Annotated in this window: 22 protein-coding genes and 1 tRNA gene; 1 reads left to right on the top strand and 22 read right to left on the bottom strand. The window is 71.1% G+C overall.

The genetic code is table 11. From position 1 onward, the window contains the following. Positions 1 to 45: 45 nt before the first annotated feature. The 7 genes from DEI85_RS03825 to DEI85_RS03795 form a co-directional block, all read right to left on the bottom strand. Positions 46 to 119: transfer RNA gene (locus tag DEI85_RS03825), tRNA-Leu, on the bottom strand. Positions 120 to 190: 71 nt separating this feature from the next. Beyond that, positions 191 to 1,666 (bottom strand): NAD(P)/FAD-dependent oxidoreductase, encoded by a 1,476-nt coding sequence (locus DEI85_RS03820; protein ID WP_110860717.1) that lies wholly within the window; start codon positions 1,664 to 1,666, stop codon positions 191 to 193. A 40-nt stretch (positions 1,667 to 1,706) separates the two neighbouring features. Then, entirely contained in the window at positions 1,707 to 2,255 is a 549-nt protein-coding gene (locus DEI85_RS03815; protein ID WP_110860719.1) for a DUF501 domain-containing protein, read from the bottom strand. Positions 2,256 to 2,331: 76 nt separating this feature from the next. Then, positions 2,332 to 2,865 carry an FtsB family cell division protein gene (locus tag DEI85_RS03810; protein ID WP_110860721.1) on the bottom strand — a complete coding sequence of 178 codons (534 nt, stop codon included), beginning with the start codon at positions 2,863 to 2,865 and terminating at the stop codon, positions 2,332 to 2,334. A gap of 468 nt (positions 2,866 to 3,333) precedes the next feature. Then, a complete protein-coding gene (gene eno / locus DEI85_RS03805; RefSeq protein ID WP_111090670.1) occupies positions 3,334 to 4,617 on the bottom strand; it encodes a phosphopyruvate hydratase in 1,284 nt (427 codons plus the stop codon). A 123-nt stretch (positions 4,618 to 4,740) separates the two neighbouring features. Beyond that, positions 4,741 to 5,985, bottom strand: coding sequence for a histidine--tRNA ligase (gene hisS / locus DEI85_RS03800; RefSeq protein WP_111090671.1), 1,245 nt, complete (start codon positions 5,983 to 5,985; stop codon positions 4,741 to 4,743). Positions 5,986 to 6,270: 285 nt separating this feature from the next. After that, entirely contained in the window at positions 6,271 to 7,002 is a 732-nt protein-coding gene (locus tag DEI85_RS03795; protein ID WP_111123401.1) for a MazG family protein, read from the bottom strand. 90 nt (positions 7,003 to 7,092) lie between these two features. Here DEI85_RS03795 and nhaA point away from each other — a divergent pair, with 90 nt between their 5' ends. Beyond that, positions 7,093 to 8,271: a Na+/H+ antiporter NhaA gene (gene nhaA / locus DEI85_RS03790; protein ID WP_111123402.1), complete on the top strand. Its 1,179-nt coding sequence runs from the start codon at positions 7,093 to 7,095 to the stop codon at positions 8,269 to 8,271. 93 nt (positions 8,272 to 8,364) lie between these two features. On the opposite strand, the gene mfd is transcribed toward nhaA, so the two are convergent. The 15 genes from mfd to DEI85_RS03715 form a co-directional block, all read right to left on the bottom strand. Beyond that, complete coding sequence (gene mfd / locus DEI85_RS03785; RefSeq protein WP_111123403.1) at positions 8,365 to 11,973, bottom strand: transcription-repair coupling factor; 3,609 nt, start codon at positions 11,971 to 11,973, stop codon at positions 8,365 to 8,367. Positions 11,974 to 12,042: 69 nt separating this feature from the next. Continuing rightward, on the bottom strand, positions 12,043 to 12,627 hold the full coding sequence (gene pth, locus DEI85_RS03780) for an aminoacyl-tRNA hydrolase (RefSeq protein WP_110860731.1): 585 nt from the start codon (positions 12,625 to 12,627) through the stop codon (positions 12,043 to 12,045). Positions 12,628 to 12,656: 29 nt separating this feature from the next. Then, complete coding sequence (locus DEI85_RS03775) at positions 12,657 to 13,280, bottom strand: 50S ribosomal protein L25/general stress protein Ctc (RefSeq protein ID WP_110860733.1); 624 nt, start codon at positions 13,278 to 13,280, stop codon at positions 12,657 to 12,659. Between the two features lie 328 nt (positions 13,281 to 13,608). Next, positions 13,609 to 14,583 (bottom strand): hypothetical protein, encoded by a 975-nt coding sequence (locus tag DEI85_RS03770; RefSeq protein WP_111123404.1) that lies wholly within the window; start codon positions 14,581 to 14,583, stop codon positions 13,609 to 13,611. 8 nt (positions 14,584 to 14,591) lie between these two features. Then, positions 14,592 to 15,248, bottom strand: a complete 657-nt coding sequence (locus tag DEI85_RS03765) for a response regulator transcription factor (protein ID WP_110860737.1) — start codon at positions 15,246 to 15,248, stop codon at positions 14,592 to 14,594. Further along, positions 15,245 to 16,498 (bottom strand): sensor histidine kinase, encoded by a 1,254-nt coding sequence (locus DEI85_RS03760; protein WP_111123405.1) that lies wholly within the window; start codon positions 16,496 to 16,498, stop codon positions 15,245 to 15,247. Before DEI85_RS03760 ends, DEI85_RS03765 begins: the two co-directional genes overlap by 4 nt. 84 nt (positions 16,499 to 16,582) lie before the next feature. Further along, the gene (locus DEI85_RS03755; RefSeq protein ID WP_111123406.1) at positions 16,583 to 17,485 is read right to left on the bottom strand and encodes a hypothetical protein; all 903 of its coding nucleotides are present in this window, start codon (positions 17,483 to 17,485) and stop codon (positions 16,583 to 16,585) included. A gap of 83 nt (positions 17,486 to 17,568) precedes the next feature. Further along, a complete protein-coding gene (gene manD / locus DEI85_RS03750) occupies positions 17,569 to 18,921 on the bottom strand; it encodes a D-mannonate dehydratase ManD (protein ID WP_258376335.1) in 1,353 nt (450 codons plus the stop codon). Then, complete coding sequence (locus tag DEI85_RS03745; protein ID WP_111123407.1) at positions 18,918 to 20,201, bottom strand: mannitol dehydrogenase family protein; 1,284 nt, start codon at positions 20,199 to 20,201, stop codon at positions 18,918 to 18,920. The genes manD and DEI85_RS03745 overlap by 4 nt, the downstream gene beginning before the upstream one ends. Next, entirely contained in the window at positions 20,198 to 21,085 is an 888-nt protein-coding gene (locus tag DEI85_RS03740) for a sugar phosphate isomerase/epimerase family protein (protein ID WP_111123408.1), read from the bottom strand. Before DEI85_RS03740 ends, DEI85_RS03745 begins: the two co-directional genes overlap by 4 nt. Further along, entirely contained in the window at positions 21,082 to 22,293 is a 1,212-nt protein-coding gene (locus DEI85_RS03735; protein WP_110860747.1) for a Gfo/Idh/MocA family oxidoreductase, read from the bottom strand. The genes DEI85_RS03740 and DEI85_RS03735 overlap by 4 nt, the downstream gene beginning before the upstream one ends. After that, a complete protein-coding gene (locus DEI85_RS03730; RefSeq protein ID WP_111090679.1) occupies positions 22,290 to 23,129 on the bottom strand; it encodes a sugar phosphate isomerase/epimerase family protein in 840 nt (279 codons plus the stop codon). Before DEI85_RS03730 ends, DEI85_RS03735 begins: the two co-directional genes overlap by 4 nt. A 73-nt stretch (positions 23,130 to 23,202) precedes the next feature. Beyond that, positions 23,203 to 24,162: a carbohydrate ABC transporter permease gene (locus tag DEI85_RS03725; protein WP_220032947.1), complete on the bottom strand. Its 960-nt coding sequence runs from the start codon at positions 24,160 to 24,162 to the stop codon at positions 23,203 to 23,205. Further along, positions 24,159 to 25,181 carry a carbohydrate ABC transporter permease gene (locus tag DEI85_RS03720; RefSeq protein WP_111123409.1) on the bottom strand — a complete coding sequence of 341 codons (1,023 nt, stop codon included), beginning with the start codon at positions 25,179 to 25,181 and terminating at the stop codon, positions 24,159 to 24,161. The genes DEI85_RS03725 and DEI85_RS03720 overlap by 4 nt, the downstream gene beginning before the upstream one ends. After that, positions 25,181 to 26,536 carry an ABC transporter substrate-binding protein gene (locus DEI85_RS03715; protein WP_181436343.1) on the bottom strand — a complete coding sequence of 452 codons (1,356 nt, stop codon included), beginning with the start codon at positions 26,534 to 26,536 and terminating at the stop codon, positions 25,181 to 25,183. The genes DEI85_RS03720 and DEI85_RS03715 overlap by 1 nt, the downstream gene beginning before the upstream one ends. Between the last annotated feature and the right edge of the window lie 38 nt (positions 26,537 to 26,574).

The raw sequence follows: 26,574 nt of genomic DNA, 5'->3' as shown, positions 1-26,574 counted from the left end.
CCACAACTCGGCGATTGTAAGTCGCGTGTCGGTTCACGAAGTCGGTACCCCCGGTGGGACTCGAACCCACAACTCGGCGATTTTAAGTCGCATGCCTCTACCGATTGGGCCACGGGGGCGGGCCGCAACAGCCTACCGATGCACGAAGGCGGCCACCCTTCGCAGGTGACCGCCTTCGTGACGAGTGTTGCTACTTGGCGTCGGCCTCGGCCTTCACCGGCTCGGCGGCGTTGGAGACGTCCTTCGCGGGCTCGCCGTAGACGGGGCCGGCGGCACCGGCGACCTTGCCCTCTTCCGGAGCCGGGGCTGCGGCGGGCGCGGCCGGGGCCTCGGCAGCGGGCTTCGGACGGGACGCGAACGCCTCGAACGCGGCACGCGGGGTCTCGCGGTCGTCGAGCGACACGATGTCGCGGCCCAGGAAGAAGCCACCGACCCAGTCACCGATGACGCGCCACTTGCGCTCCCACGACGGCATGGCCAGGCCGTGGTAGCCGCGGTGCGCGCCCCAGGCCAGGAAGCCCTTCATGGCGAACTTGCCGGACTGGAACACACCGGTGCCCAGGCCGAGGCCCGCGACGGCACCGAGGTTCTCGTGCTTGTAGTCGGTCGTCGCCTCGCCACGGATGGTCGCGACGACGTTCTTCGCCAGCTGCTTGGCCTGGCGCACGGCGTGCTGTGCGTTCGGCACGCAGAACCCGCCGACACCGCCACCGGTCAGGTCCGGCACGGCTGCGACGTCGCCGCAGGCCCATGCGTCGGCGATCACGCCGTTGTCGTCGACCACGCGCAGGTCGGGCTGCACGCGGATGCGGCCACGCTGCTCGAGCGGGAAGTCGGTGCCCTTGACCATCGGGTTCGCCATGACACCGGCGGTCCAGATGATGAGGTCGGACGGGATGGTCTCGATCGCGCCGTCGCTCGTCTTGAGCTCGCAGACGCCACCCACGGCCGAGGCCAGCTGGGTCTCGAGGTGCACGGTCGCGCCCCGCTCGGCGAGGTTCTTGAGCACCCAGTGCGACGTCTCGAGCGAGACCTCGGGCATGATGCGGCCCATCGCCTCGACCAGGTGGAAGTGCGTGTCGTCGAAGGACAGCTGCGGGTGGCTCTTCAGCAGGTCGGTGACGAAGGAGCGGAGCTCGGCGAACACCTCGATGCCGGCGAAGCCGCCACCGACGACGACGACGGTGAGCAGGCGGTCGCGCTCGGGACCGGCCGGCAGGTTCGCCGCCTTGTGGAAGTTGCTGAGGATGCGGTCACGGATCGACGCGGCTTCCTCGATGGTCTTCAGACCGATGGCCTCGTCCGCGACGCCCGGGATCGGGAACGTGCGGGACACCGCGCCGGCGGTCATCACGATCTGGTCGTAGGACTCCTCCCACGCCTCGCCCTCGGTCGGGGTGATCGTCGCCGTCTTGGTGGCGTGGTCGACCTTGGTGACCTTCGCCGTGACGACGCGGGTCTTCTTGAGGTGACGACGGTGCGCGACGACCGCGTGACGCGGCTCGATGGAACCGGCGGCGACCTCGGGCAGGAACGGCTGGTACGTCATGTACGGCAGCGGGTCCACCATGACGACCTCGGCTTCGCCCTGGCGAAGGTGCTTCTCGAGCTTCCATGCGGTGTAGAAACCGGCGTAACCGCCGCCGACGACGAGGATCTTGGGCACGGGGGATGATCTCCTTGGATGGGGGTGTGCGGGAGTCGAGTCAGACTTCGCCGCCACCCGCCCCGACTCCAGCGTCTGCACCGTCATCATACGCCCGGCACTCACACCGGGAGGGCGACCAGTCCGCGCGCTCGAGCGCGAGGTCGCCGATGGGGTTGACGCCGGGTCCGGCGGCGAGGGCGTGGCCGACGAGGGCGTGCAGGCACTTCACGCGGGTGGGCATGCCACCGGCGCTGATGCCGTCGATCTCGTCGACGTGTTCGATCGACTCGCGATCGGCCAGGTAGGACTCGTGGGCCGTGCGGTACTGCGCGGCGACTTCGGGGTCCTCGAGCAGGGCTGCCAGCTCGGGCATCACCTGGTTGGCCTCGAGGGTGCTGACCGCAGCGGTGGCCGCGGGGTGGCACAGGTAGTAGAACGTCGGGAACGGGGTGCCGTTCGACAGCCGGGGCTTCGTGGAGACGACGGTGGGGTTGCCACAGACGCAGCGTGCCGCGATCCCGATGACGTCACGTGCCGGTCGGCCGAGCTGCGCCGACACGACCTGGACGTCGCGGTCGGAGGGCGGGTCGAAGGGAGGGGTCGTCACGGGAACGTGAGCCTACCGGAGAAGCGGAACCCCTCGCACCGTCGGGCCGGACGGCTCCGCGCCCTGCGGTCCGGGACTACTTGCTCTCGCCCGTCCCGGAGACGTCGGGCGCGACGAGGTCGGCTGCCCGCTCGTCGGTGAGCCCGGACTGCAGCACCGACGAGAGCATCGCCTGCACCCAGTCGACCTTGGGCGTCTGCACCTTCGCGCTCACGGGGGTGCCGGAGTCGGTGGTGGGGGTCGTGTCGGCGGCCCCGCCCTCGGTGCCCATCACGAGGTAGCTCTCCTCGCCGGGGTACACGTAGAGCAGTCGGTCGCGGGCCTGTGCCTCGATGTACGCCGGGTCGTCCCAGCGCGCGACGTCCTGCTTCTTCTGCGCGACGTCGGCCTTCTGGCTCGCGACCTCCTGCTGCTGCTGGGCGATCTGCTCCTGCTGCTGGATGAGCGTCCGGAGCGACGGCGCGAGCACCACCACGAAGAGCACGATGATCGCGAGCATGAGCAGGCTGAACCCGGAGAAGTGGATCGAGCGGTACCAGGGCTGCGCGGGCGTGCTGCCGTCGGGCATCGCCACGGGGACGCGGCGGACGCGGGGCTTCTGGCTGGGCACGGTCCGACGATAACCCGGCACGGTCGGTCCGGCCGCCCGGCACGCGGCCGTTCGGCGCCCTCCCAGCGTCTCGCGTCGTCACGTCTCTGCCCAGCCGAAGACGCCGTCGTCTCGTCGAGACGCCTCCGGATTCGGCGGCGTCTCACGGACTTCGCGGCGTCAGCCTGACACGACGGCGTCTTGCAGACGGCGGACGGGTCCGGGTCCGATCGAGGCAGCCGGGAGGCACGGCTTCGGCCCGCCCCTGAAGTCCCGCACCTGGAGTGGTCACCACACACCGCCCGACGCACGTCCGGTGGTCACGTCCTGTCGGTCAGGCCCGGGCCAGCCGACGACTCGTGACCACTGGACGCAGCGCGCGCGGCACGTCCTGACCGCTCGACTCTTCGGGGCCGCACACACGACGAGACGCCGTCCTCGCGGAGGAGGACGGCGTCTCGGTGGTGCGGGTACTGCTGGCCGGGCCGGCTACAGCGACGCGGCGCGCGGGAAGGCCGAGCGCCCGGCGTACACCGCGGCGTCGCCGAGCTCTTCCTCGATGCGGAGCAGCTGGTTGTACTTCGCGACGCGGTCCGAGCGGGCCGGGGCGCCGGTCTTGATCTGGCCACCGTCGACCGCGACCGCGATGTCCGCGATCGTGGTGTCCTCGGTCTCGCCGGAGCGGTGCGACAGGATCGAGGTCAGGCCGTGACGGTGCGCGAGCGCGACCGCGTCGAGCGTCTCGGTGAGCGTGCCGATCTGGTTGACCTTGACGAGGATCGAGTTCGCGGCCTTCTCGTCGATGCCCCGCTGCAGACGCTTCGGGTTGGTGACGAACAGGTCGTCGCCGACGATTTGGACCTTGTCGCCGAGCTCGGCGGTCAGGTGCGACCAGCCTTCCCAGTCGTCCTCGGCCAGCGGGTCCTCGATGGTGACGAGGGGGTAGTTCGCGACGAGCTCGGCGAAGTAGGAGGTGAACTCCTGGCTCGAGAGCTGCTTGCCCTCGAACTGGTACTTGCCGTCCGAGAAGAACTCGGTGGACGCGACGTCGAGGCCGACGGCGATGTCCTTACCGGGCGTGTAGCCGGCCTTCTCGATCGCGGTGAGCAGGAAGTCGAGCGCCGCGCGGTTCGACGCGAGCTCCGGCGCGAAGCCGCCCTCGTCGCCGAGGCCGGTGGCCAGGCCCTGCTTCTTCAGCTCGCCCTTGAGGGCGTGGTAGGTCTCGACGCCCCAGCGGAGTGCCTCGGAGAAGGACTCGGCGCCGTAGGGAACCAGGAAGAATTCCTGGATGTCGACGTTGGTGTCCGCGTGGGCACCACCGTTGACGACGTTCATCAGCGGGACGGGCAGCGTGTGCGCGTTCGGGCCGCCCAGGTAGCGGAAGAGCGGCAGGTCGACCGAGTCGGCTGCGGCACGGGCGACGGCGAGCGAGGCACCGAGGATCGCGTTCGCGCCGAGGCGGGACTTGTTCTCGGTGCCGTCGAGCTCGATGAGCGCGGCGTCGACGAGGCGCTGGTCGGTGGCGTCGAAGCCCTCGAGCGCCGGGCCGATCTCGTCGAGGACGGCGTCGACGGCCTTGAGCACGCCCTTGCCGCCGTAGCGCGAGGCGTCGCCGTCGCGCAGCTCGTACGCCTCGAACGCGCCGGTGGATGCACCGGACGGGACGAGCGCGCGGGACACGACGCCGTCGTCGAGGAGGACCTCGACCTCGACCGTCGGGTTGCCTCGGGAATCGAGGACTTCGCGTGCGCCTACGGCATCGATCAGGGCCACGGGGTACTCCCTACACATTGGTTGTGGTGATTGCGGTGTCGATCCTAGCGAGCGAAGGTGAACACGACGTCGGCCGTGACGCCGGGCTGTGGACGAGTCCGTGCTGGAACGAGGACTGGGTGCTCAGTCGAGCGGGCGGAACTCGACGCCCTCGAGCGACGCGGTGTCCGCCGAGACGGTCGCGAACGCCGTGAAGCCCTGGGCGGCGAGGCCGGCGAGCAGGTTCTTCGTGTTCTTCGTGCGGCGCTCGAGCCGGACGCGTCGGTGGGACGCCAGCGCCTCGGTCTTCAGCGCGGCGAGCCGGACCGGGTCGACGTCCTTGTCGTACACGAGCACGACGGCGTCGGCTTCGGCGGAGTCCGGGAGGGTCACGAGGTCGACGAGCCGCTCGAACCCGAGCGAGAACCCGACCGCGGGGACGTCCTGCCCGAGGAACCGGCCGATCATCCCGTCGTACCGGCCGCCGCCACCGAGGCTGTAGCCGAAGTCGGGGTGCGCGACCTCGAAGATCGTGCCCGTGTAGTAGCCCATGCCGCGTACGAGCGTCGGGTCGAAGCGCAGGTCGACCCCGGGCAGCGCCTCGCGCAGGCGGAGCAGGTCGGCGAAGGCCTCGGCGTCGAGCCACGGCGCCCCCTCGACCGACGCCCAGTCGGCGGCCTCGAGCGCGCGGATGGTGTCCTCGAGCCCGGGCAGGTCGGCGCCCACGGTGCTGCGGAGTTCCGCCGCGACGCCGTCCGCACCGATCTTGTCGAGCTTGTCGATCGTGATGAGCGCGCGGTCGGCGGCGGCGGGCTCGGTGATCCCCCAAGACGCGAGGAGCGCCAGCAGGATCCGGCGGTCGTTGATCCGGATCGTCGTGCCGCTGACCCCGAGGGCGTCGAGGGCCGCGGTCGTCGCGCGGATGAGCTCGATCTCGGCGAGCTGCCCGGGCTCTCCCAGGATGTCGATGTCGCACTGCACGAACTGGCGGTAGCGGCCCTTCTGCGGGCGCTCGGCACGCCAGACCGGCGCGATCTGCACGGATCGGAACACCGACGGCAGCTCCGCACGGTGCGAGGCGTAGAACCGGGCCAGCGGGACCGTCAGGTCGAACCGGAGACCGAGGTCGGCGAGGTCCAGCGGTGCTTCGGCTGCCCGCAGGTCCTCCGTGGTGAGCCCGCGCTTCATCACCGCGAACGCCAGCTTCTCGTTGTCGCCGCCGAGCCCGGAGTGCAGCCGCGCAGCGTCCTCCACCACCGGGGTCTCGATCTCGTCGAAACCGTGCCGCGAGTAGACGTCCCGCACGACACCGAGCACGTGCTCGCGCCGGGCCTTGTCCGCCGGGAGGAAGTCACGCATGCCACGGGGTGCCGTCACGGTCGTTGCCATGCGGTCAATTCTGGCAGACGGGCGCTTTCGACTTGCGCGCCTGCCGACCTACTGGCATACTGCATGCAGAACCTCGGTCCAGAGCGTGCCTGATCCACGCTCCGGACCGTTCGCGGGGCGACGTGCTGCAGTGCGTCCCGCGGTTCGAGCGGGCTTCCCTGTCGGCCCCTCTCCCTGGTGGAGCCGACGCCCGCTCACGGGCGCCCTCTCTTTTTCGGGTTGGGAGGGCGCCCGTTCTCCCCTGCCCGGATTCTCCGAGCCCGGACCGACGTCGCGCACCAGGGATCACTCCACGGCCCGACCGGCCTCCTCCAGCGCCGACACGGCGGCCCGCAGACTCGCGACCGGGTCCACCCCGCGTCGCGCCGCAGCCGCGACCTCCCCGAGCACCACTCGCCCCCACTCAGCGTCGACCGTCCCCACGCCGTCGTCCGCCGCCGGCGCGGCGGACGCACCACGGGCCTCCAGGCCGACGCCGGAACCGACGCCGGAGCCGGACCCGGCCCCGGCCCCGGCCCCGGCCCCGACGACGGACGCGACGACCGCGTCGGCGTCCCCACGTTCCTCCAGGCGTTCCAGCAGCTTCACCGCGCGCTCCAGCGGCGGCATCGCCCGCGGCACCCCGTCGAACGCACTCCGTCGGCTCGCCTTCTCGGCCGCCTTGGCCGCACGCCAGACCCGCACGACGTCCTCGACGGTGTCCGCCGTCTCGTCACCGAACACGTGCGGGTGCCGCCTGGTCATCTTGTCCCGCACCCCGGCGGCGACGTCCTCGAGGGTGAACTCCCCCGCGCGGGCGGCGATCCCCGCGTGCAGGACCACCTGGTAGAGCAGGTCGCCGAGTTCCTCGCGGACGTCGTCCGGGTCGCCGTCGTCGATGGCGTCGACGAGTTCGTACGACTCCTCGACGGCGTAGCGCGCGAGCGAGGCGTGGGTCTGCGCCCGGTTCCAGACGCACCCGCCGTCCTCGGCGAGCAGGCGGTCGACGACGGTCACGAGGTCCGGTACGGCGGTCATCTGGTCATCGTGCCACCCGCGTAGACTGGCCGTGGTGTGTCGGGAAGTCTGGTCGACGGACACTCACCCGACCCCTCGAGACGGAGATCCATGTCGTCCCTCGTCCGCTCCCCCCGCTTCAGCGCCATCGCGCTCCTCGCCGCCGCCGTGCTCGGCCTGGTCGTGGCGAACTCGCCGGTCGGCCCCGGCCTCGAACGGCTGCTCGACGCGCACCTGCCGCTCGGTGCCCTCGGCCTCGACCTGTCGATCGCGCACTGGATCAGCGACGGTCTGCTCGCGGTCTTCTTCCTGCTCGTCGCGATCGAGCTGAAGCAGGAACTCGTCGACGGCGAGCTGTCGAACCCCAAGACCGCGATCATCCCCGCCATCGCGGCAGTCGGCGGCGTGCTCGTCCCGGCCGGCATCTTCCTGCTCGTCACCGCGGGCACGCAGTACACGCACGGTTGGCCGATCCCGACGGCGACCGACATCGCGTTCGCGCTCGGGGTGCTCGCCATGTTCGGTCGCGGGCTGCCGAGCGGCATCCGGGTGTTCCTGCTCGCGCTGGCCGTGCTCGACGACCTCATCGCGATCATCATCATCGCCGTGGTGTTCGCCCACGACACCGACTTCCTGGCCCTCGCGGGCGCTGTCGTCACCCTCGCGGCGTTCTGGCTGCTCGGCCGGATGCTCCGTCCGGGGCGCAGCGGGCAGACGCTCATCATCGTGGCGATGGTCGTGGTCGGGCTCCTGACCTGGTGGCTCGTCTACCACTCCGGTGTGCACGCCACGATCGCCGGCGTCGCCCTCGGGCTCGTGCTGCCCCGCCGCCCGGGCCACACCCTGCACGAGAACGTCGAGCCGTGGTCGAACGCCATCGTGCTGCCGGTGTTCGCGTTCGCGTCGGCCGCCGTCATCATCCCCTCGGTCGGCATCAGCGAGCTCTCCCCCACGTTCTGGGCGGTCGTCCTCGCACTGCCGGTCGGCAAGGTGATCGGCATCACGCTGTTCGGCACGATCGCCACGCGGATCTTCCGCTCGCCCGGCCGCTCGTCGCTGTCGTTCTTCTCGATCATCACCGTCGGCGTGCTCGGCGGCATCGGGTTCACGGTGTCGCTGCTCATGAACGAGCTGGCGTTCGCCCGCAACGAGGAGATCCTCGACGAGGGCGTCCTCGCCGTGCTCGTCGGCTCGGGCATCGCCATCGTCGCGTCGGCGGTCGTCGTCACCCTGCGGGCGCGGGCGTACCGGGCGCGCCGCGAGCTGTCCGAGGCCGAGGACACCGAGTAGCGACTCGCGGGCCGGGGTTCGCACTCGTTCCGCGACAGAGCGCGCGTCGTTCGACGCGTGGATCGTCGCGAACGGCGTGCGCGCCGTGGACGGCTACGCGGCCGGCGCCTCGGCCGGGGTCGTCGCCCCGTACACGGCGGTGAGGATGCTCTCCACCCACTGGATGAGGGCGTCGTCCGGCAGCGCCTGGTCGTGCGGACGCGGCATCGGGATGCTCGTCGCGTTCTGCTGCGGGAACCAGCGCGCCCCCGGGAACATGCGCTTGAGCCGCACCTGCGACGAGTCGGCGAGCTCCTTGCCGGCGACCCGCAGGTTCGAGCCCATCACCACGACGTCGGACAGTCCGACCTGCTGCGCCATGCGACGGAGGCGGGAGACCTCGACCAGGGTCTGCACGGCCTGCGGCGGCTGCCCGTAGCGGTCGGTGAGCTCGTCGAGCACCATGTCGATCGCGTTCGGCTGCGCCGTCGGGGCCGAGGCCGCCGAGAGCTTCTGGTACGCCTCGAGCCGGAGTCGCTCGGACTCGACGTAGTCCTCGGGGATGTGCGCGTCGACGGGGATCTCGAGCCGGAGCTCGGTCTGCCCCTCGGCGACGTCGCCACGGAACTGCGACACCGCCTCGCCGATCATCCGCAGGTACAGGTCGAACCCGACCCCCGCGATGTGGCCGGACTGCTCCCCGCCGAGCAGGTTGCCGGCCCCGCGGATCTCGAGGTCCTTCATGGCGACCTGCATGCCCGCGCCGAGCTCGTTGTTCGCGGCGATGGTCTCGAGGCGGTCCTGGGCGGTCTCGGACAGCGGCTTGTCGGAGTCGTAGAGGAAGTACGCGTACCCGCGCTCCCGCCCACGGCCGACTCGACCGCGCAGCTGGTGCAGCTGCGACAGGCCGTACTTGTCCGCCTTGTCGATGATGAGCGTGTTCGCGTTCGCGATGTCCAGGCCCGTCTCGATGATCGTCGTCGAGACGAGGACGTCGAAGCGGCGCTCCCAGAAGTCGACCATGACCTGCTCGAGGGTGGTCTCCGACATCTGCCCGTGGGCCACGGCGATGCGGGCGTCCGGAACGATCTCGGCCAGGTGCGCGGCCACCGACTGGATGTCCTTCACGCGGTTGTGCACGTAGAACACCTGGCCCTCGCGCAGCAGCTCACGGCGGATCGCTGCCGCCACCTGCAGGTCGGACTGCGGCCCGACGAAGGTCAGGATCGGGTGGCGGTCCTCGGGCGGGGTGGCCAGGGTCGACATCTCGCGGATGCCCGTGACCGCCATCTCGAGCGAGCGCGGGATCGGGGTCGCCGACATCGCCAGGACGTCGACGTTCGTCTTGAACTTCTTGAGCTGGTCCTTGTGCTCGACGCCGAACCGCTGTTCCTCGTCGATGATGACGAGTCCGACGTCCTTGAAGGTGATGCCCTGCGACAGGATCCGGTGGGTCGCGATGACGATGTCGACCGTGCCGTCGGCGAGCCCGGCGATGGTCTCCTTCGACTCCTTCTCGGTCTGGAACCGGCTCAGGGCGCGCAGGTGCACGGGGAACCCGGCGAAGCGCTCCTGGAACGTCTCCATGTGCTGGCGGACGAGCAGGGTCGTCGGGACGAGCATGACGACCTGCTTGCCGTCCTGCACGGCCTTGAACGCGGCACGGATCGCGACCTCGGTCTTGCCGTAGCCGACGTCGCCGGAGAGCAGGCGGTCCATCGGGATCGGGCGTTCCATGTCGCGCTTGATCTCGTCGATCGTGGTGAGCTGGTCGGCGGTCTCGGCGAACGGGAACGCCTCTTCCAGCTCGCGCTGCCACGGGGTGTCCGGACCGAACGCGTGCCCCTTCGACGCCATGCGCGCCGAGTACAGCTTGACCAGGTCGACGGCGATGTCGCGGACGGCCTTGCGAGCCTTCGACTTGGCGGCGGACCAGTCCGAGCCGCCCATCTTCGACAGCGTCGGGGACTCGCCGCCGACGTACCGCGACAGCTGGTCGAGCTGGTCGGTCGGCACGAAGAGCTTGTCACCCGGGTAGTTGCGCTTCGACGGCGCGTACTCGAGCACGAGGTACTCACGCTGCGTCTTGACGGCATTGCGGCCGCCGCTGGAGACCTCGCGGCTGACGAGCTCGACGAACTTGCCGATGCCGTGGGTCGCGTGCACGACGACGTCGCCCGGCTTGAGCTGCAGCGGGTCGACGACGTTCTTGCGCCGGCTCGCGAGCTTCTTGACGGTGCGGGCACCCTGCTGGACGCTGCGGCCGTAGAACTCCGCCTCGCTCAGGACCGCGATGCGGGGGTCGGGGATCGCGAAGCCGTGCTCGACGGTCGCGGTCGTCACGACGGCGACGCCGGGCTCGGGCGGCGCGGTCACGGCATCGGCACGGGCGGCGACCCCGGCGTCGGCGAGCACCTGCACCGCACGCTCGACGAGGCCCTGGCCCTGCGCGGTCACCACGACGGCCCACCCGTCGTCGGTCAGCGACTTGACGTGCGCGATCGCCCCGTCGGCGCTGCCGGCGAAGCTCGGGACGGCCTCGGCCCGGACGCGGATGTACTCGCCGGCCTCGGCAGCGGCCTCGGCGTCGGTGAGGACGCGCTCGGTGTCCCCTTCGTCGAGGCCGGAGTCGAACGGCGACACCGTCCACCAGGTGCGCTGCCCGCGGGTGTTCTTGAGCTGCTGCACGGTCAGGAAGTTGCCGGCGTCCAGGTCGATCGGGGCCTGGGCACCGGCGACCGCTGCGCTCCAGGCCGCCTGCAGGAACTCGGTGTTCGTCTCGGCGAGGCTGTTCGCGCGGCCGTTCACCCGCTCGGGGGAGAACACCGCGATGGTGGCGTCGTCCGGCAGGTAGGAGGTCATCGGCACGAGGTCCTGCACGAGCGCCGGAGCGAGGGACTCCATGCCCTCGACCGGGATGCCCTCGGCGATCTTCGCGAGCATCTGCGACAGGTTCGGGAACTCGTGCAGCATCTCGCGCGCCCGTTGCCGGACGTCGTCGCTGAGCAGGAGTTCGCGCGAGGCGGTGAGCTCGACCGACCCGAGGTCGTCCTCGGTGGTGCGCTGGTCGGCGACGGAGAACGCCTTGATCGCCTCGATCTCGTCGCCGAAGAAGTCGACGCGTGCCGGGTGGTCGGCCGTCGGTGGGAAGACGTCGAGGATGCCACCGCGGACCGCGAACTCACCACGGCGGGTGACGAGGTCGACGCGCGAGTAGGCGAGGTCCACCAGCTGGGACGCGATCGCCGCCAGGTCGTTGCCCCGCGAGTCGGTCCGCAGCACCACGGGCGCCAGGGACGTCAGGTTGCTCGCGATCGGCTGCAGCGCGGCGCGGACGCTCGCGACGACGATGGTCTGGCGCCGCTCGGCCGGGTCCGCCGCCTGCCACGCAGCGAGCTTCCGGAGCGTCGCGATGCGCGTGCCGACGGTCTGGGCACTCGGGCTGAGGCGTTCGTGCGGCAGGGTCTCCCACGCCGGGAACTCGAGCACGTCGGCGTCGGGGACGTAGCTGCCGAACGCTTCGCGGACCGCCTCGGCCTCACGCCCGGTCGCCGTGATGACGAGGACGCACTGCGGACCGTTGCGCTCGGCGAGCAGCGCGCCGAGCAGCGGCACGCGCAGGCCTTCCACGACGGAGAAGTCGGCGTCGCGCGGTGCGGCGCGCAGCACGCGATCGAAGGCGGAGGCGCGCGAGAGCGCAGGGATGATGCCCGAGATCGTCACTCAGGAGATGGTACCGGCCGCCACCGACACCGGCAGCGGCGTGCGCGACGGGCGAACAGCGCCGAGTGCTCAGGACGGAGCGTGCACGCGCTGCTGTGCGGCGAGCAGCCCGACCTCGGCGATCGCCTGTACCGCGTCGGCGGCGTCGGCCAGCAGGATCGGCAGCGTCTTCTTCTCGGCTGCGGAGAAGTCACGCAGCACGTAGTCGGCCGGGTCCTGCCGACCGGGCGGACGTCCGATGCCGACCCGGACGCGCATGAACTCGTTCGTGCCGGTGGCCTTGATGATGTCGCGCAGCCCGTTGTGCCCGCCGTGGCCGCCGTTGCCCTTCAGGCGGACGGTGTCGAACGGCAGGTCGAGCTCGTCGTGCACGACGACGAGGTCGGCCGGGGTGGCGCTGTAGAACCCGAGCACCGAGGAGACCGGTCCGCCCGAGGTGTTCATGAACGACCCGGGCTTCGCCAGCACGAGTCGTGTGCCGCCGGGCACCAGGCGCCCCTCGGCGACCTGGTTCGGCGTCTTGTGCTTCTTGAACGTCGCTCCCATGCGGGAGGCGAGTTCGTCGAGGACCATCTGGCCGACGTTGTGGCGGTTGCCGGCGTAGTCGGGCCCGGGGTTCCCGAGCCCGACCACGACGAGGATGTGATCCGTCACAGCGTCGACCAGATGTCTTCGAAGGGGTGTTACTCGGAGTCCGCGGAGCCCTCGGCACCCGACTCGGCGCCGGCCTCGGCCGAGGCCTCGTCCGCGGCGTCGTCGTCAGCGGTGCCACGCGGGGTGACGATCGCGACGACCAGCGCCTCGGGGTCGGTCTCGAGCTCGGCGCCCTCGGGGAGCTCGAGCTGCGAAGCGTGGATCTGCACGCCGTCCTCGAGGCCCTCGACGTTCACGGAGACGTGCTCCGGGATGTCGGTGGCGAGCACGAGCAGCGAGATCGTGTTGAGGTCCTGCACGTGGATGGTGCCGGAGAAGGACTCGCCCTCGATGACGACGGGCACGTCGACCGTGACCTTCTCGCCGCGGCGGAGGACCACGAGGTCGATGTGCTCGATGATCTGGCGCACCGGGTCACGCTGGACGTCCTTGACGAGGGCGAGCTGCGCAGCACCCTCGATGTCGAGGTCGACGACCGCGTTGGCGGTACGGACGAGCAGCATGGTCTCGTGACCGGGCAGCGAGATGTGCATCGGCTCGGTGCCGTGACCGTAGACGACCGCGGGGATCTTGTCGGCCGCGCGGAGCTTGCGAGCAGCGCCCTTGCCGAACTTGGTGCGGACTTCCGCTGCGAGCTTGGTGTAGTCGGCCATGGTGCCTCCTGGTGTCGTGGACGACGCCGGGGTGCCGGCATCGTGGGGGTCTGTGGTGTTGCAACTCGAACGCGTGCACGCGTGAGGAACGATCCCAGGGTCTTGCCGGGTATCCCACCGCGTCGATCACGGCCGCGCGTGCGCAGCCCTCGCCGAAGTCAGTCACCGAGTCTAGCAGCACCGTCCGGGCGTGTCGCACGTCACGATCCGGACGTGCGCCGGGACGGACGGGAGGCCCGTGGCGGTCCCGCCACGGGCCTCCCGTCCGTCGTCCCCACGCGGCGGGCGCGGGGCGCTCCCGCCAGGACCGCTCCCCGCGAACGCCGCGTCAGTCGACGTCCGTCGGTACCGCCGGGGCGAGCCGCGCGATCACACGGTCGAGGCGGGCGTCCACCTGCGGCTGCCGCGTCGAGCCCTTCCGGAGCGCGGCCGCGTCGGTCGCGGTGACGTGCAGCAGCCGTTCCCACTCCGCCGCGTACAGCGCGCCGCGGTAGCCGGACGACTCCTGGCACGCGACGTCCCGTTCGGCGACGGCGACCTCGGCCTTCCCCGGATCGTCCGAGAACAGGACGACCCGGTCGCCGTCACGGGCGCTGACGTGCATCGAGGGGGTCGGCATGCCCTCCGGACCCGCCGGCAGGTCCGGCACACCGGACGGCGCCATGCAGGTGCGCCACCCGGCCGCGGCCGTGCGGACAGGGTCGTCCTGGCGTGCGTCCAGCGCCGCCAGGTACGTCAGGCGCTGGGCCAGTTCGGACGCGGTCTGCTCGGTGCCACGGAGCGTGGTGCCGAGGGTCCTCCGGGCTGCGTTCCAGCAGCGGGCGGCCACGTCGTCCGGGAGCGCGGCGAACGCGGCCTGGCGGTCCGGGTCGTACCCCCACTGCCGCATGCCCTCGTGGTTCGCACCGGCGGCGGACGGCCCGTGGTAACCGCGGGTCTCGGCGAGCGCCGCGGTGAGGGGCCGGGTGGTCGCGAGTGCGGGTGAGGGGTTCGCCCGAGTGGCGGTGTCGGCCGCGTCGTCGTCGGCCTGCAGCCCGGTCGCGGTCGCCCAGGGAGCCGGGTCGTCGATGCCGGCCTTCCGCAGGCAGGGCTGGGCCACGAGGTCCTCCGCGTACGCGGTCTTCGACGAGGCCGGTGCGACGAAGGCGTCGAGCGGCATCGCCCACGCCGTGCTGTCCTGTTCGACGGTGGGTGCGACCGCGACGTCGGCGCGTTCGGGCAGGCCGTGGATGACGGCGGCGGCCAGCCCGGCGAGGACGACGACGAGGGTGCCGGTCTTCGCGACGCGGTTCGTGATCTGCATGGTTCCCCCTAGGCGCGGACGAGGCCGCGTTCGTGTGCGGTGATGACGACCTGGATCCGGTTCCGGAGTCCGAGCTTCGTCAGGACGGCGCGGACGTGGGTCTTCACGGTGGCGTCGCTCAGGAAGACCGATTCGGCGATCTCCGCGTTGCTCAGCCCCTTCGCGACGAGCAGGAATACCTCGCGCTCGCGGGCCGTCAGCGCGTCGAGGACCTCGTCGCGTCGGTCGGTCACGGCCGGGGTGCCCTGCGCGCGCAGCAGGTCGAGCGCCTCGGCTTCGGTCGGAGCCGGTCGGCCGGCGTGCACGTCGCGGATGGTCGCGATGACGACCTCGGGCAGGGCGTCCTTCGTCAGGAACGCGGCGGCGCCGGCGCGGAGTGCGGCGAGCACGGCATCGTCGCGGCGGATGGTCGTGAGCGCGACGACCCGTGGGCGGTCCTGGGTCGAGGCGACGAGACGCGTCAGGGTCTCGATGCCGTTCATGACCGGCATCCGCAGGTCGAGCAGCAGTACGTCGGGGTGTTCGGCGGCGCAGAGCTCAAGGGCGGCGGCACCGTCGCCGGCGGCCCCGACACAGGTCATGTCGTCCTGGGCATCGACGAGCATCTGCATCCCGGTGGCGAACAGTCGCTGATCGTCGACGACGGCGACGCGGACGGCGCTCATCGGACGTGCTCCGGCAGGACGGTGTCGTTGTCGGTGTCGGCCGTCGCCGTGGTCGGCACGGCGACGGTCGTCGGCAGCCACGCGGTGACGACCCACTCGTCCGGGGTGTCGCCGACACCGGCACGCAGCCAGCCGCCGGACAGTCGGGCACGCTCCTGCATCCCGGCGACACCGGACCCGACACCGTCGAGCTCGACGAGGGGTTCACTCCCCCGCGACGTCACGACGACGCCCAGCCCCGGACCGCGCCAGTCGAGCGCCACCCGGGCCGTCGCTGTCCGCCCCTGGTGCTTCAGCACGTTCGTCAGGCTCTCCTGCACGATCCGGTGCAGCGCACTGGCACTGCCCGCGGGCAGGAGCCCGGCGCCGTACTCCTCGAACGTCGCGGTCATCCCGAGCTCCCGCATGTCCTCGACCAGGTCGGGGACGTCGGGCAGCCCGTGGCGGTCGGCGTCGTCACTCGCCTGGATGCGTTCCACCAGCGCCCGGACGTCACCCAGTGCCGAGCGGCTCACGTCGGCGATGTCCTGCAGCGCCCGGGCGGCGTGTTCGTCCCGCACGGCGATGGCCGCGGCACCCTGGGCCTGGGACACGACGACCGCCAGTGAGTGGGCGAGCGAGTCGTGCACGTCGCGGGCGATCCGTGCGCGTTCCTGCTCGGCCCGGAGCTCGGTCGTGGTCACCTCGGTGCGGCGTTGCGCCTCGATCACCCGGACCCGGGCGAGGCCGATCCGCCACGCGGCACCGATGGCCACACCGACCGCCCAGGTGACACCGCTGACCCCGACGAACGCGAAGGTGATCGTGACGAGGTCGGACCGGGTCCCGCCGGAGTTCCCCACCCAGCTGCCCCAGACGTCCTGGTCGGCAGCGGTCGGGACCGCCATCGCCCAGGCGGCCGCCGCACTCGCGAGCAGGAGCACGGGGACCGCCAGGTAGCGAAGCAGGTCGGACCGACCGGCGCCGACGACGCCGACGACGATCGCGATCGCCAGGTACTCCGGCCAGGTCGTGTCGGTCGGCCGGGTCAGCAGCCGGGCCGCCTGCAGGAGCGGGATGCCGACGACCAGTCCGAGCGCGGTCGCGGGCATCCACGCGGAGAGGCCGATGGCGACGGCGAGGGCCGACACCACCACGACGTGGTCGGCGAGCCCCGCACGTCCGGCCTCGGCGACGATCCAGAGCACGAGGTACACGGCGCCGGCGGCGGGGGCCAGCAGGTGCCGGTACCGGCGGAGGAGGGAGGTCATGACGCGAGCGTATGGGCCGCGCCGGACGGGGACCGAGCCGTGCGGCAGCTTTTCATCCGAGGTGATGAGGTCCGACCGGACGGCTCAGCGACCGACCTTCCGACGGTGCTCCTGCGCGGCGCGGAGGACGTCTCGCGCCCGGTCGCTCGCCGCCTCGGCCTCGTCGCGGGCTGCCTCGAGCCGGGTGATCTCGGCCTCGGCCTGCTCGAGGGCACGCTGGAGCTCCGCGCGGCGCTCCTCCGCCTGTTCGAGATCGGCCTCGGCGGTGTCGAGTGCTGCGTCGGCATCGCGGGACTCCGTGCGCGCTGCGGTCTCGGCCTGGCGCGCGGCCTTCCGGTCGGCGGCCGGGTCGCGCTTCGGTTCGGGTTCGGCGTCCGGTTCCGGAGCGTCGCGCTGCGCGGGCCTGGAGGCACGGCTCGCCCTCCGCGCACCCCTCGCCTGGGAGATGGGGATGGGCGGGGCATCGCTGCCGGACCAGGCATCGGGGACCGCGTCCGGATCCGCGAGCGCCCCGTCGAGGTCGACCGCGTCGAACCCCACGCTCTCGAGCGCCGTCACGAGCAGCCCCGACCGGACGGCCGCGCCGGCGTGCGGGTCCGCCATCGCCGCCTCGATCGTCGACCGGACCTGCTCGAGCACCGCCGGGGTGACGGGGTGTCCGGCGTCGGACGCCAGGTCCGCACCGGCCTGGGCGAGGGCGTCGACGACCTCGGCGCGCTGCCGACGGAGGGTCCGGATCGCGTCGGGGTCGGCGTCGGCCTGGGCCTTGCGGAGCGCCGGTCCGAGGTCGACGGCGTCGTCGAGGGCGCCGTCGCGGGCGAGCAGGTCGATCACCCAGGCCGCCGGGGCGGGCTTCCGGAGCTTCCCGATCGCCGTGGCGAGGGCACGGTCGTCCTTCCGCACCGCGCGCGCTCGTGCGGTGCGCTCGGCGACGAAGTCCTGCGGCGCGACGAGCAGCAGCTCCCTGGCGACGTCCGCGAACTCCATGTCACCACTGTGCCCGCTCAGCACCCTGCCCGCCGGATGGCCTGCCCGCCGGATGGCCTGCCCGCCGGATGGCCTGCCCGCCGCTACCAGTCGTGGACGGTGCCGTCGGCCAGGCGGTTGAACGGCAGGTACGCCTGCTCGTAGGGGTACTTGCCGGCTTCGTCGACGTCGAGGCTGACCCCGAGGCCCGGCTCGTCACCCGGGTGCAGGTAGCCGTCGGTGAACGTGAACGTCTGGTGGAACACCTGGTTGGTCTGCGGGCCGTGCTGCATGTACTCCTGGATGCCGAAGTTGTGGATCGCGAGCCCGAGGTGCATCTGCGCGGCGAGGCCCACCGGGGAGATGTCGGTCGGTCCGTGGAACCCGGACTTGACCTGGTAGAGCGCCGCGTACTCCATCGTCTTCTTGAGCGGGGTGACGCCGCCCATGTGTGTCACGGCCCCGCGGACGTAGTCGATGAGCTGGTCGCGGATGATGTCCTTGAAGTCCCAGATGGTGTTGAAGACCTCGCCGATCGCCAGCGGCGTCGTGGTGTGCTGCCGCACGAGCTTCAGGGCCTCCTGGTTCTCGGCGGGGGTGCAGTCCTCGAGCCAGAACAGGTCGTAGGGCTCGAGGGACTTGCCGAGCTTGGCGGCCTGCAGCGGGGTCATCCGGTGGTGGCCGTCGTGCAGCAGCGGCAGTTCGGGGCCGAACTCGTTGCGGACGGCCTCGAACACGGTGGGCACGTGGCGCAGGTAGGCGCGGGTGTCCCAGTCCTCCATCGCCGGGTACGCACCGCGCTGGGCGGGCTCGAAGTCGTAGCGGACGCCGGCGTTGCCCTCGGTGGTCCTGTTCGACGCGATGCCGTAGATGGACTCGAGGCCGGGGACACCGGTCTGCACCCGGATCGAGCGGTAGCCCTCTTCCTGGTGTTCGCGGATGGAGTCGAACAGCTCGGGCAGCTCCTTGCCCGAGGCGTGGCCGTACGCCATGAGTCCGGTGCGCGATGCCCCGCCGAGCAGCTGGTACAGCGGCATGCCGGCGACCTTCGCCTTGATGTCCCAGAGGGCCATGTCGACGGCGGCGATCGCGGCCATGGTGACCGGACCACGGCGCCAGTACGACGACCGGTACAGGAACTGCCAGGCGTCCTCGATGCGGCTGGCGTCACGGTTGACGAGCAGCGGGACGACGTGCTCGGACAGGTAGGCGGAGACCGCGAGCTCACGGCCGTTCATGGTGGCGTCACCGAGCCCGGTGACGCCGTCGGCCGTGGTGAGCTTGAGTGTCACGAAGTTCCGGTTCGGACTGGTCACGATGACCTCGGCCCGCTCGATCAGCTGCCCGCGGTCCGCCGAGGCCCAGGTGTCCGGACGGCCGGCGGTGGTCTCGGCCGGCCCGCTGTCGGCGGCGCCGGGGACCGGAGCCGCGGGGTTCGTGGTGTTCGTGTCGGTCATGCGTGGACTCCTCCGTTGGAGTGTTCGCGGGCGCGTGCCGCGGCGGTGCGGATGGCGTCGGCCGCCGCTGTCACGGCGGCGACCACGGGGGTGGTGTCGAGTTCGGGCGCGACGACGGCCAGGACGTCGTGCACATCCGAGTCTGGCCCGGGGGCACCGGGGTCGTCCACCAGGTCGGACTGCTGGGTGACGTGCAACCACCACGCGGCGAGGGCGGTGGCCGCTCCGGTGCCGATGCCGGCCGAGGGGTCGCGGGCGAGCCGGTGCCGCACGACGTCGACGACACGGACGGGCAGCTTCTGCGAGCCGCCGGACGCGATCTGCCGCAGGGTGTGCCGGATGCGCGGGTTGGCGAACCGCTCGACCAGCGCCGCGCGGGCGTCGGTGACCTCGGCCTCGGGCAGCGGGAGCTCGAGCGCGGCTTCGTCCCACAGGTGCTCGACGGCGGTGCGGCAGACCTGGTCGTCCATCGCCGAGGCCACGGTGTCGTGGCCGAGCTGCAACCCCAGGTAGGCGAGGAGCGAGTGCGAGCCGTTCAGCAGCCAGAGCTTCCGCTGCTCGTGCGGGGTGACGTCGTCGACGATCCGGACGCCGGCCGTCTGCCACGCGGGTCGGTCGATCCCCGCGAAGGCGTCCTCGAGTACCCACTCGGCGAACGGCTCGGTGACGACGGGGACCCGGTCTCCGGCGAGCGCACCCGGCAGTTCCGACAGGTGCGCGACGTCGGTGTCGGTGGTCGCGGGGGTGATCCGGTCGACCATCGAGCTCGGGAACGCGACGTTCGCCTCGATCCAGTCGCGCAGGTCGTCGTCGGCGACGGCGTCGAGCACGGCACCGCGCAGGACCTCCCCGTTGTGCGTCAGGTTGTCGAGACTGACCAGCGCGATGCGCCCGGAGCCGGCGGCACGGCGGGCGTCGAGCCCCGCCACCAACCGCGCCGGCACGTCGGAAGCGGGCCGGTAGCCCTGCTCGGTGACCGTCAGCGTGACGATGGTCGTCTCGGGGGACGCGACCAGGTGCCTCCAGGCCGTGTCGTCGCTGCCCGGGTGGGCGGCGACGATCGTGTCGACCACCTCGGCTCCGTCGCCGGACGCGGCTCGGGTGACCAGCGTGTACCGGCAGTCCTGCGCGGCCAACGCGTCCGCCGCCGCGGGCGAGCGGCCGGTGAAGGCGGTGATGCCCCACGGCTCCCCCGTGGTGTGGGCGGTGTACCAGGCGAGGTGGGCGCGCGCGAAGGCCCCGACCCCGACGTGCACGATGCCCGGTCGGCGCTCCGTCATGCGGTCACCGGCACGAGGGAGCGGAGGTACGCGAGGTTGTCGGCGGTGCGGGCCTCGAGCGGCAGGTCGGTGGAGAAGTCCTCGATCGTGACCCACCCGTCGTAGCCCACCTGGCGGAGCGCGTCGAGGTACTCGGAGACCGATGCCCGGCCGGTGCGCAGGGGTGCCCACTCGTGCTGCCAGATCGAACTGCCGTCGGCACGGGTGTCGCCGGTGTCGACCCAGCGGGCGTTCTTCACGTGGGCGTGTGCCAGGTACGGCCCGAGCAGTTCGAACGCGGCGAGGTGGTCCTCGTCACCCTCGATCACGAGGTTGCCGAGGTCGTGGATCACCCCGACGTGTGCGGGGTCGAGACCGTCGATCAACCGCAGTGCCGCCGAGGCCGACGGTGTGATGGTCATGTGGTGGAGCTCGACCAACACCTTGACGCCGAGTTCGGCCGCGCGGTCCGCCGCCCACTCGAGGTCGGTGCGGGTGCGGTCGAAGAGCCGGGGGTAGGTCTCGCCGGTGCGTTCCTTCTCGGCCCGGTAGTTCGGCATCGTGACGCGGACCTGCCGGGCACCCAGTTCGCTGGTCACCCGCAGCATCGTCTCGACGCCGTCGTGGTCGGCGGCCGGCTGGTAGCCACCGATGCCCGAGTACTCGAGCCCTGCGGCGTCGGTGATCCGGGCGATCTCGCCGACCCGGTCGCGGATGCCGGTGTACTGCCACGTCGAGTCGTTGCCCGCCCAGAACGACCGCTCGGCGGGGACCTCGGCGCCGTCGGCCGGGCGGTCGTCGACGATCCGCCACTCGATGCCGTCCCAGCCCTGCGCGGCCAGGGTCTCGGCGGCCACGGACGGGGTCCAGTCGGGGGTGGAGGCGGTGAACACGGAGAACTTCATCGGACTGCTCCTTCGGTCGCGGTGGCGGTTGCGGGTGTGCCGACGACCGGCACCACGTCGTCGTACTTCCCCTCGATCACGTCGTCGATGCGCACGGGCTGCCCGAGCGTCGCGCTGACGTAGAGCCCGCGGACGGTGGCGAGCGAGACCAGGGCCGCGTCGACGGTGACACCCGGTTCGCGTCCCTGCCGGATCGCGTCGACGATGTCCGTGTACTGCCGAGCGTGCCCCGCGGCGAAGTGGTCGGGTTCAGCCGGGCCGCCGACGACGTGCTCGGGTGGGACGACCTGGTCCTTCTGATCGACCGCACCGGCGACCGCGGTGGCGTTCGACGTCGTCGCGGCGGACTCGAGCGTGGCGGTGTCGGGGGCGATGTGGAAGTACGCGAGCCGGTCGTCGTCGACGATGGCGGAGCCGTGCGTGCCGTACACGGCGTACCGGGCGGAGAGCCCCGGGTACGCCGCGGTCGTGCAGTGGACGACCCCGAGCGCCCCGCCGGCGAAGCGGACGGTGGCGACGGCGGTGTCCTCGACCTCGATGCGGTCGTGCGCGAGCAGGCCGGTCTGGGCCGAGATCTCGACCGGACGGCCGAGCGCCCAGACGAGCAGGTCGACGGTGTGCACGCCCTGGTTCATCACCGCGCCGCCGCCGTCGAGCGCCCAGGTGCCGCGCCAGTCACCGGAGTCGTAGTACCCCTGCGACCGGTACCACGCGACACTCGCGAGCCCCGAGGTCACGGTGCCGAACCCGCCGTCGTGCGCGGCCCGGGCGACGGCTGCCGACGCCGGGTCGAAGCGGTGCTGACTGATGACGCTCGTGACGAGCCCGCGGTCGCGAGCGGCTGCGGCGAGCGCCGCGATCTGCCGGGCCCGGGGCATCGTGGTGTCGAGCGGCTTCTCGATGACGACGTGCTTGCCGGCGGCCAGGGCGGCCTCGGCCAGCTGCACGTGCATGCCCGAGGGCGAGCAGATCGCGACGACGTCGATGTCGGTCTGTTCGATCGCCTCCTCGATGGTGGACGTCGTGATCGGGCGGGCGGCACCCAGCTCCTGTACCGCGTCCGCCGCGCTCGTGGCGGCTTCGGGCACGGCGTCGACGAGGGCGACGACCTGCAGGTCGGGGTGGTGCACGGCGACGGTGGCGTGGTGGCGTCCGATGACACCGGCGCCGACGACGGCCAGGCGGAGCGGGTTGGTGGGTTCGGTCATCGCAGGGTGACTCCGATCTGGTCGGTGAGGGTGCGGAAGGCCCGTCCGGCACGACCGAAGGCCGCGGGGCCGGAGAACCCGCCGAGGGAGGTGAAGTCGCTGAGGTGCGGCTCGAGCGAGGCGTACCCGGAGTAGCCGGCGTCGCGGAGCGCGGTGAGGGTCTGGAGCAGTTCGCCGTCGCCCTCGCCCGCCGGCACCACCGACGAGTCGGCGGCGAGGGCGTCCTTGACCTGCAGGTAGTCGACGTAGGGGGCGAGTTGCTCCCAGCCGTCGGTGAAGGGCCGGACGCCGCACTGCACGTAGTTCGCGTTGTCCCAGGCCAGGCGGAGCGCGGACGAACCGACGCTCTCGACGATGTCGAGCACCCGCGCGGGGACGTCGCCGTAGATGTCCTTCTCGTTCTCGTGCAGCAGGGTCACCCCTTCGCGCTCGGCGAGGTCGGCCAGTGCCCGCATCCGGACGAGGACGTCGTCGCGGACGTCGTCGGGTGTGCGGCCCTCGAAGTAGAACGAGAAGATCCGGATGTTCGTCGTGCCGAGGGCGTGCGCGGCGCGGATCGCACGGGCGAGTCGTGACACCTCGTGCTCGACGGGTTCGTCGACGGGCACCTTGCCGATCGGCGAGGCGATCGCGGACACGGTCTGCCCGCGCTCGTCGAGCAGCCGGTGGAGTCCGGCGAGCTGGTCCTCGTCGAGGTCGACGACGTTGACGCCCCAGGCGCTGCGGACCTCGATGGCGCTCGCACCGAGCGCCTGGAGGACCGCGACCTGGACGACCGGGTCGGCGTCGATCTCGTCGCCGAAACCGGAGAGTTCCCAACTGAGCTGGTCGGTCATGGTGTCCTTTCGTTCGGACGGGAGGCGCGTGGCGGGGCCGCCACGGGCCTCCAGTCCGGTTCTGGGTTGCGGCCTACTTGACGGAGCCGGCGGTGAGCCCGCCGACCAGGTAGCGCTGGAAGATCAGGTAAAGGGCGACGACGGGGACGGCGCAGACGATCGAGGCGGCCATCATCTGGCCGTAGATCGGGACCGCGCCGCCCTCTTGGGTGGTGCCGAGCACCTGCAGGACCACGGCGACCGTCCGGGTGTTCGGGGTCGTCATGATCGTTGAGAACAGGACGTCGTTCCAGCCGAGCAGGAAGGCGAAGATCGCGGACACGACGATGCCGGGCCACGACAGCGGGAGCACGATCTTCGTCAGGATCTTCGTCGAGCTGGCGCCGTCGATGCGTGCCGCTTCCTCGAGTTCCTTCGGCAGACCGCGCAGGTAGGTGACCATCACCCACGTCGAGAACGGCAGGGCGAAGGTCAGGTAGGTGACGAACAGGCCCCAGCGGGTGCCGATGATCTGCACGCCGGTGGCGCTGGCGATGTTCGAGAACACCACGAAGACCGGCAGGAGCAGGAGCGTGCCGGGGATCGACTGCAGGGCGAGGAGCCCACGCAGGATGGTCAGCCGCCCGAGGAACCGGAACCGAACGAGCACGTAGGCCGTCGACACGGCGAGTGCGGCACTCGCGACGGCGACGGCACCGGCGGTGAGCATCGAGTTCACCAGTCCCTCGCCGAGGGCGACGGTGGACCAGATCTCGACGTAGTTCGACAGCGTGAACTCCGACGGGAAGTACTCGCCACGGGCGACGGCGACGTCGGAGTTGACCGAGCCGAACAGGATGTAGAGCACCGGGACGGCGATGAACGCGATGATCACCGCGATGACGGTGACGAGCAGCCAGCGCGGCAGCAGCCGGGTGACGTCGGTGTCGTAGGGGCGTTTGCTCCGTCGCCCGCCGTTGCCGGTCGTGATGCTCTCGGTGAGCGTCGCGGTGGGGCGGGTGCGGGTGCTGAAGGACGTGCTCGGGGTGGTCATGCGCGTGCTCCGTCGATGTCGGCGGCGGTCGGGGCGGCTGCGAGCGTGGCGCGGTCGGCGCGACGCTGCTTGCGGTTGGGGCCGGCGTCGTCGCCGGTGTCGAGCTTGACCGCCCGCAGGTAGACGAACAGCGGGATCGCGACGATCACGAGCGAGCAGATCGCCATCGCCGCGGACAGGCCGAAGCGGAACGACTGGAAGCTCGCGATGTACGTCAGGACGGGCATCACCTCGACGCTGGACGGCAGCGGGATGCCGAACAGCACGAACGGCAGCGTGAAGTTGTTGATGTTGTGCAGGATCGAGATGATCACCGCGAGGCTGAGGGGTCCGCGCAGGTACGGGAAGATGATGTACCGCAGCTTCGCCCACCAGGTCACCCCGTCGAGCGCGGCGGCCTCGTGCACCTCGTTGTCCACGGCCTGCAGCCCCGCCAGGGACAGCAGGTAGACGAAGGGCCAGCTCGTCCAGATCATCATGCCGGCGAGCGCCCAGTACGACGCGGAGCCGTTCAGCCACAGCACGTCGGTGTGCAGGATCGAGTTCACGACCCCCTGCGGCTGGAGCATCGTGCGGAAGAACGTGCCGACGACGAACGCGGGGAGCACGTACGGGATCAGGTAGATCGAACGGACGAGCCCGCGACCGGGGAACCGGTTCTGCGTCGAGATCGCGGCGGCGACCCCGATCGGTACGGTCACGGCCGTGACGAGCACCGACAGCGACACCGAGATCCAGATGGAGTGCAGCAGCGGCGAGTTCGTGAACGCCTCGGTGAAGTTGGCGAAACCGACGAACGGGGCGCTGAACCACTGGCGGAGCGTGTACTGGTCGAGGTCGAGCATCGCGATCCAGAAGCCCACCAGGAGCGGCACCACGATGACGGCGAGCATGAGGACGCCGCCGGGCAGGAGCATCCACAGTGGACGCTCCCGTTTGTAGAGGGGCGTCTTGCCGGCGGGACGGACCGGTCGAGGGGGCGCCGCGTCGGTGCGGGGCCTGGTCTGTGTGCTGGTCATCACAGACCTCCGTTCTTCTGACGGTCGAGGGTGGCCTGGGCGTCCTTCTGGGCGTCCTGCAGTCGTTTGCGGAGCTGGTCGTCGGTGACCTCGCCGGACTTCAGCGACGGGATCGACTGCACGACCACGTCGACCAGGGCGAGCTGGATGTCCGACCAGGCGCCGGTGAACGCGGTCGGCTTGGACAGGCGGCCGGCGTCGATGATCGGCTTGAGCTGCGGGTTGTCGGCCGCCAGGTCGGCGGCGGCGGACGCGTTGGTCGGCAGGTTGCCGAACAGGTCGTAGTACTCGAGCTGGGCCTTCGGCGCGCTGAGCTGCTTGACGAACGCGAACGACAGCTCCTGTTTGGTGCCGTAGTCGGCGACGACCCAGTTGTCGCCGGACAGGATGCTGGCGGCCTCGATGCCGTCGGACGGCCGTTCCGTCGCACCCGGCGGGACGGTCGGCAGCAGGGCGAACTCGTACTTCCCGTCGACCTTGGTGTCCTGGAACGAGTTGATGGCGGTGGTGGTCGTCATCGGGAAGAACGCCGCCTTGCCCTCGGTGAACTGCGCGAGGGCCTGGGCGTTGTTCCAGCCGATCGCGGCCGGGTCGACGACACCGTCCTTCGTCACCCAGTCGAAGTAGGTGCGGTAGGCGTTCTCGACGGCTTCGCTGTCGATCTCGGCCTTCGAGCCGTCGACGATCGTGTTGCCGGCGTTCTGGGCCATCCCCCACACGAACTTCCAGGGGTCGAAGCCGTCGGCGTAGGCGATCGCCAAGCCGTGGAGTCCGTCACCCGTGGTGGCCTTCGCGTCGGCGGTCAGCTCGTCCCACGTCGTGGGCATGTCGGTGATGCCGGCCTTCGCGAGCAGGTCCTTGTTCACCGCCATCACGAACGGACGGCTGGCGAACGGGATCCCGATCTGCTTCGACGCACTCGGACCGGAGATGCCGAACGACGCGGGGTCGAACTGGTCCTTGCCGCCGATCGCGTCCCACTCCTTCGTGCCCAACTCGACGAACGCACCGGTGGCGTACGCGGTCGGGGTGAAGGTGGTGCCGATCGCGTAGACGTCGGGGCCCTGCCCGGAGATGACGCTCGTCTGGATCGCGGTCAACTCCTCCTGCGCGGACGAGTAGGTCTCCCACTGGATGTCGGCACCGGTCGTGCGCTTGAACTCGGCGGCGGTGTCCCGCTGCCACTGCTTGCGTTCCTTGGGGTAGGTGGTGTCCGCGCCCATCATCACGCGGAGGGTGTTCGGGTCGTCGCCGCTGCCGTTCACCACGGCACATCCCTGCAGGGACAGTGCGGCGAGGGCGACCACGGCGACGGCACCGACGAGGGTGCGGACTTGCAGTCTTCGCGTCTTCACGGGGGTTTCCTCCTCGAGACCTCCTCCGAGCGGCGCTG

It is taken from the genome of Curtobacterium sp. MCBD17_026 (assembly GCF_003234895.2).
Lineage (GTDB): Bacteria > Actinomycetota > Actinomycetes > Actinomycetales > Microbacteriaceae > Curtobacterium > Curtobacterium flaccumfaciens.
Note: the sequence above shows the minus strand (reverse complement) of the source record. Positions and strands in the feature narration are given on the sequence as shown.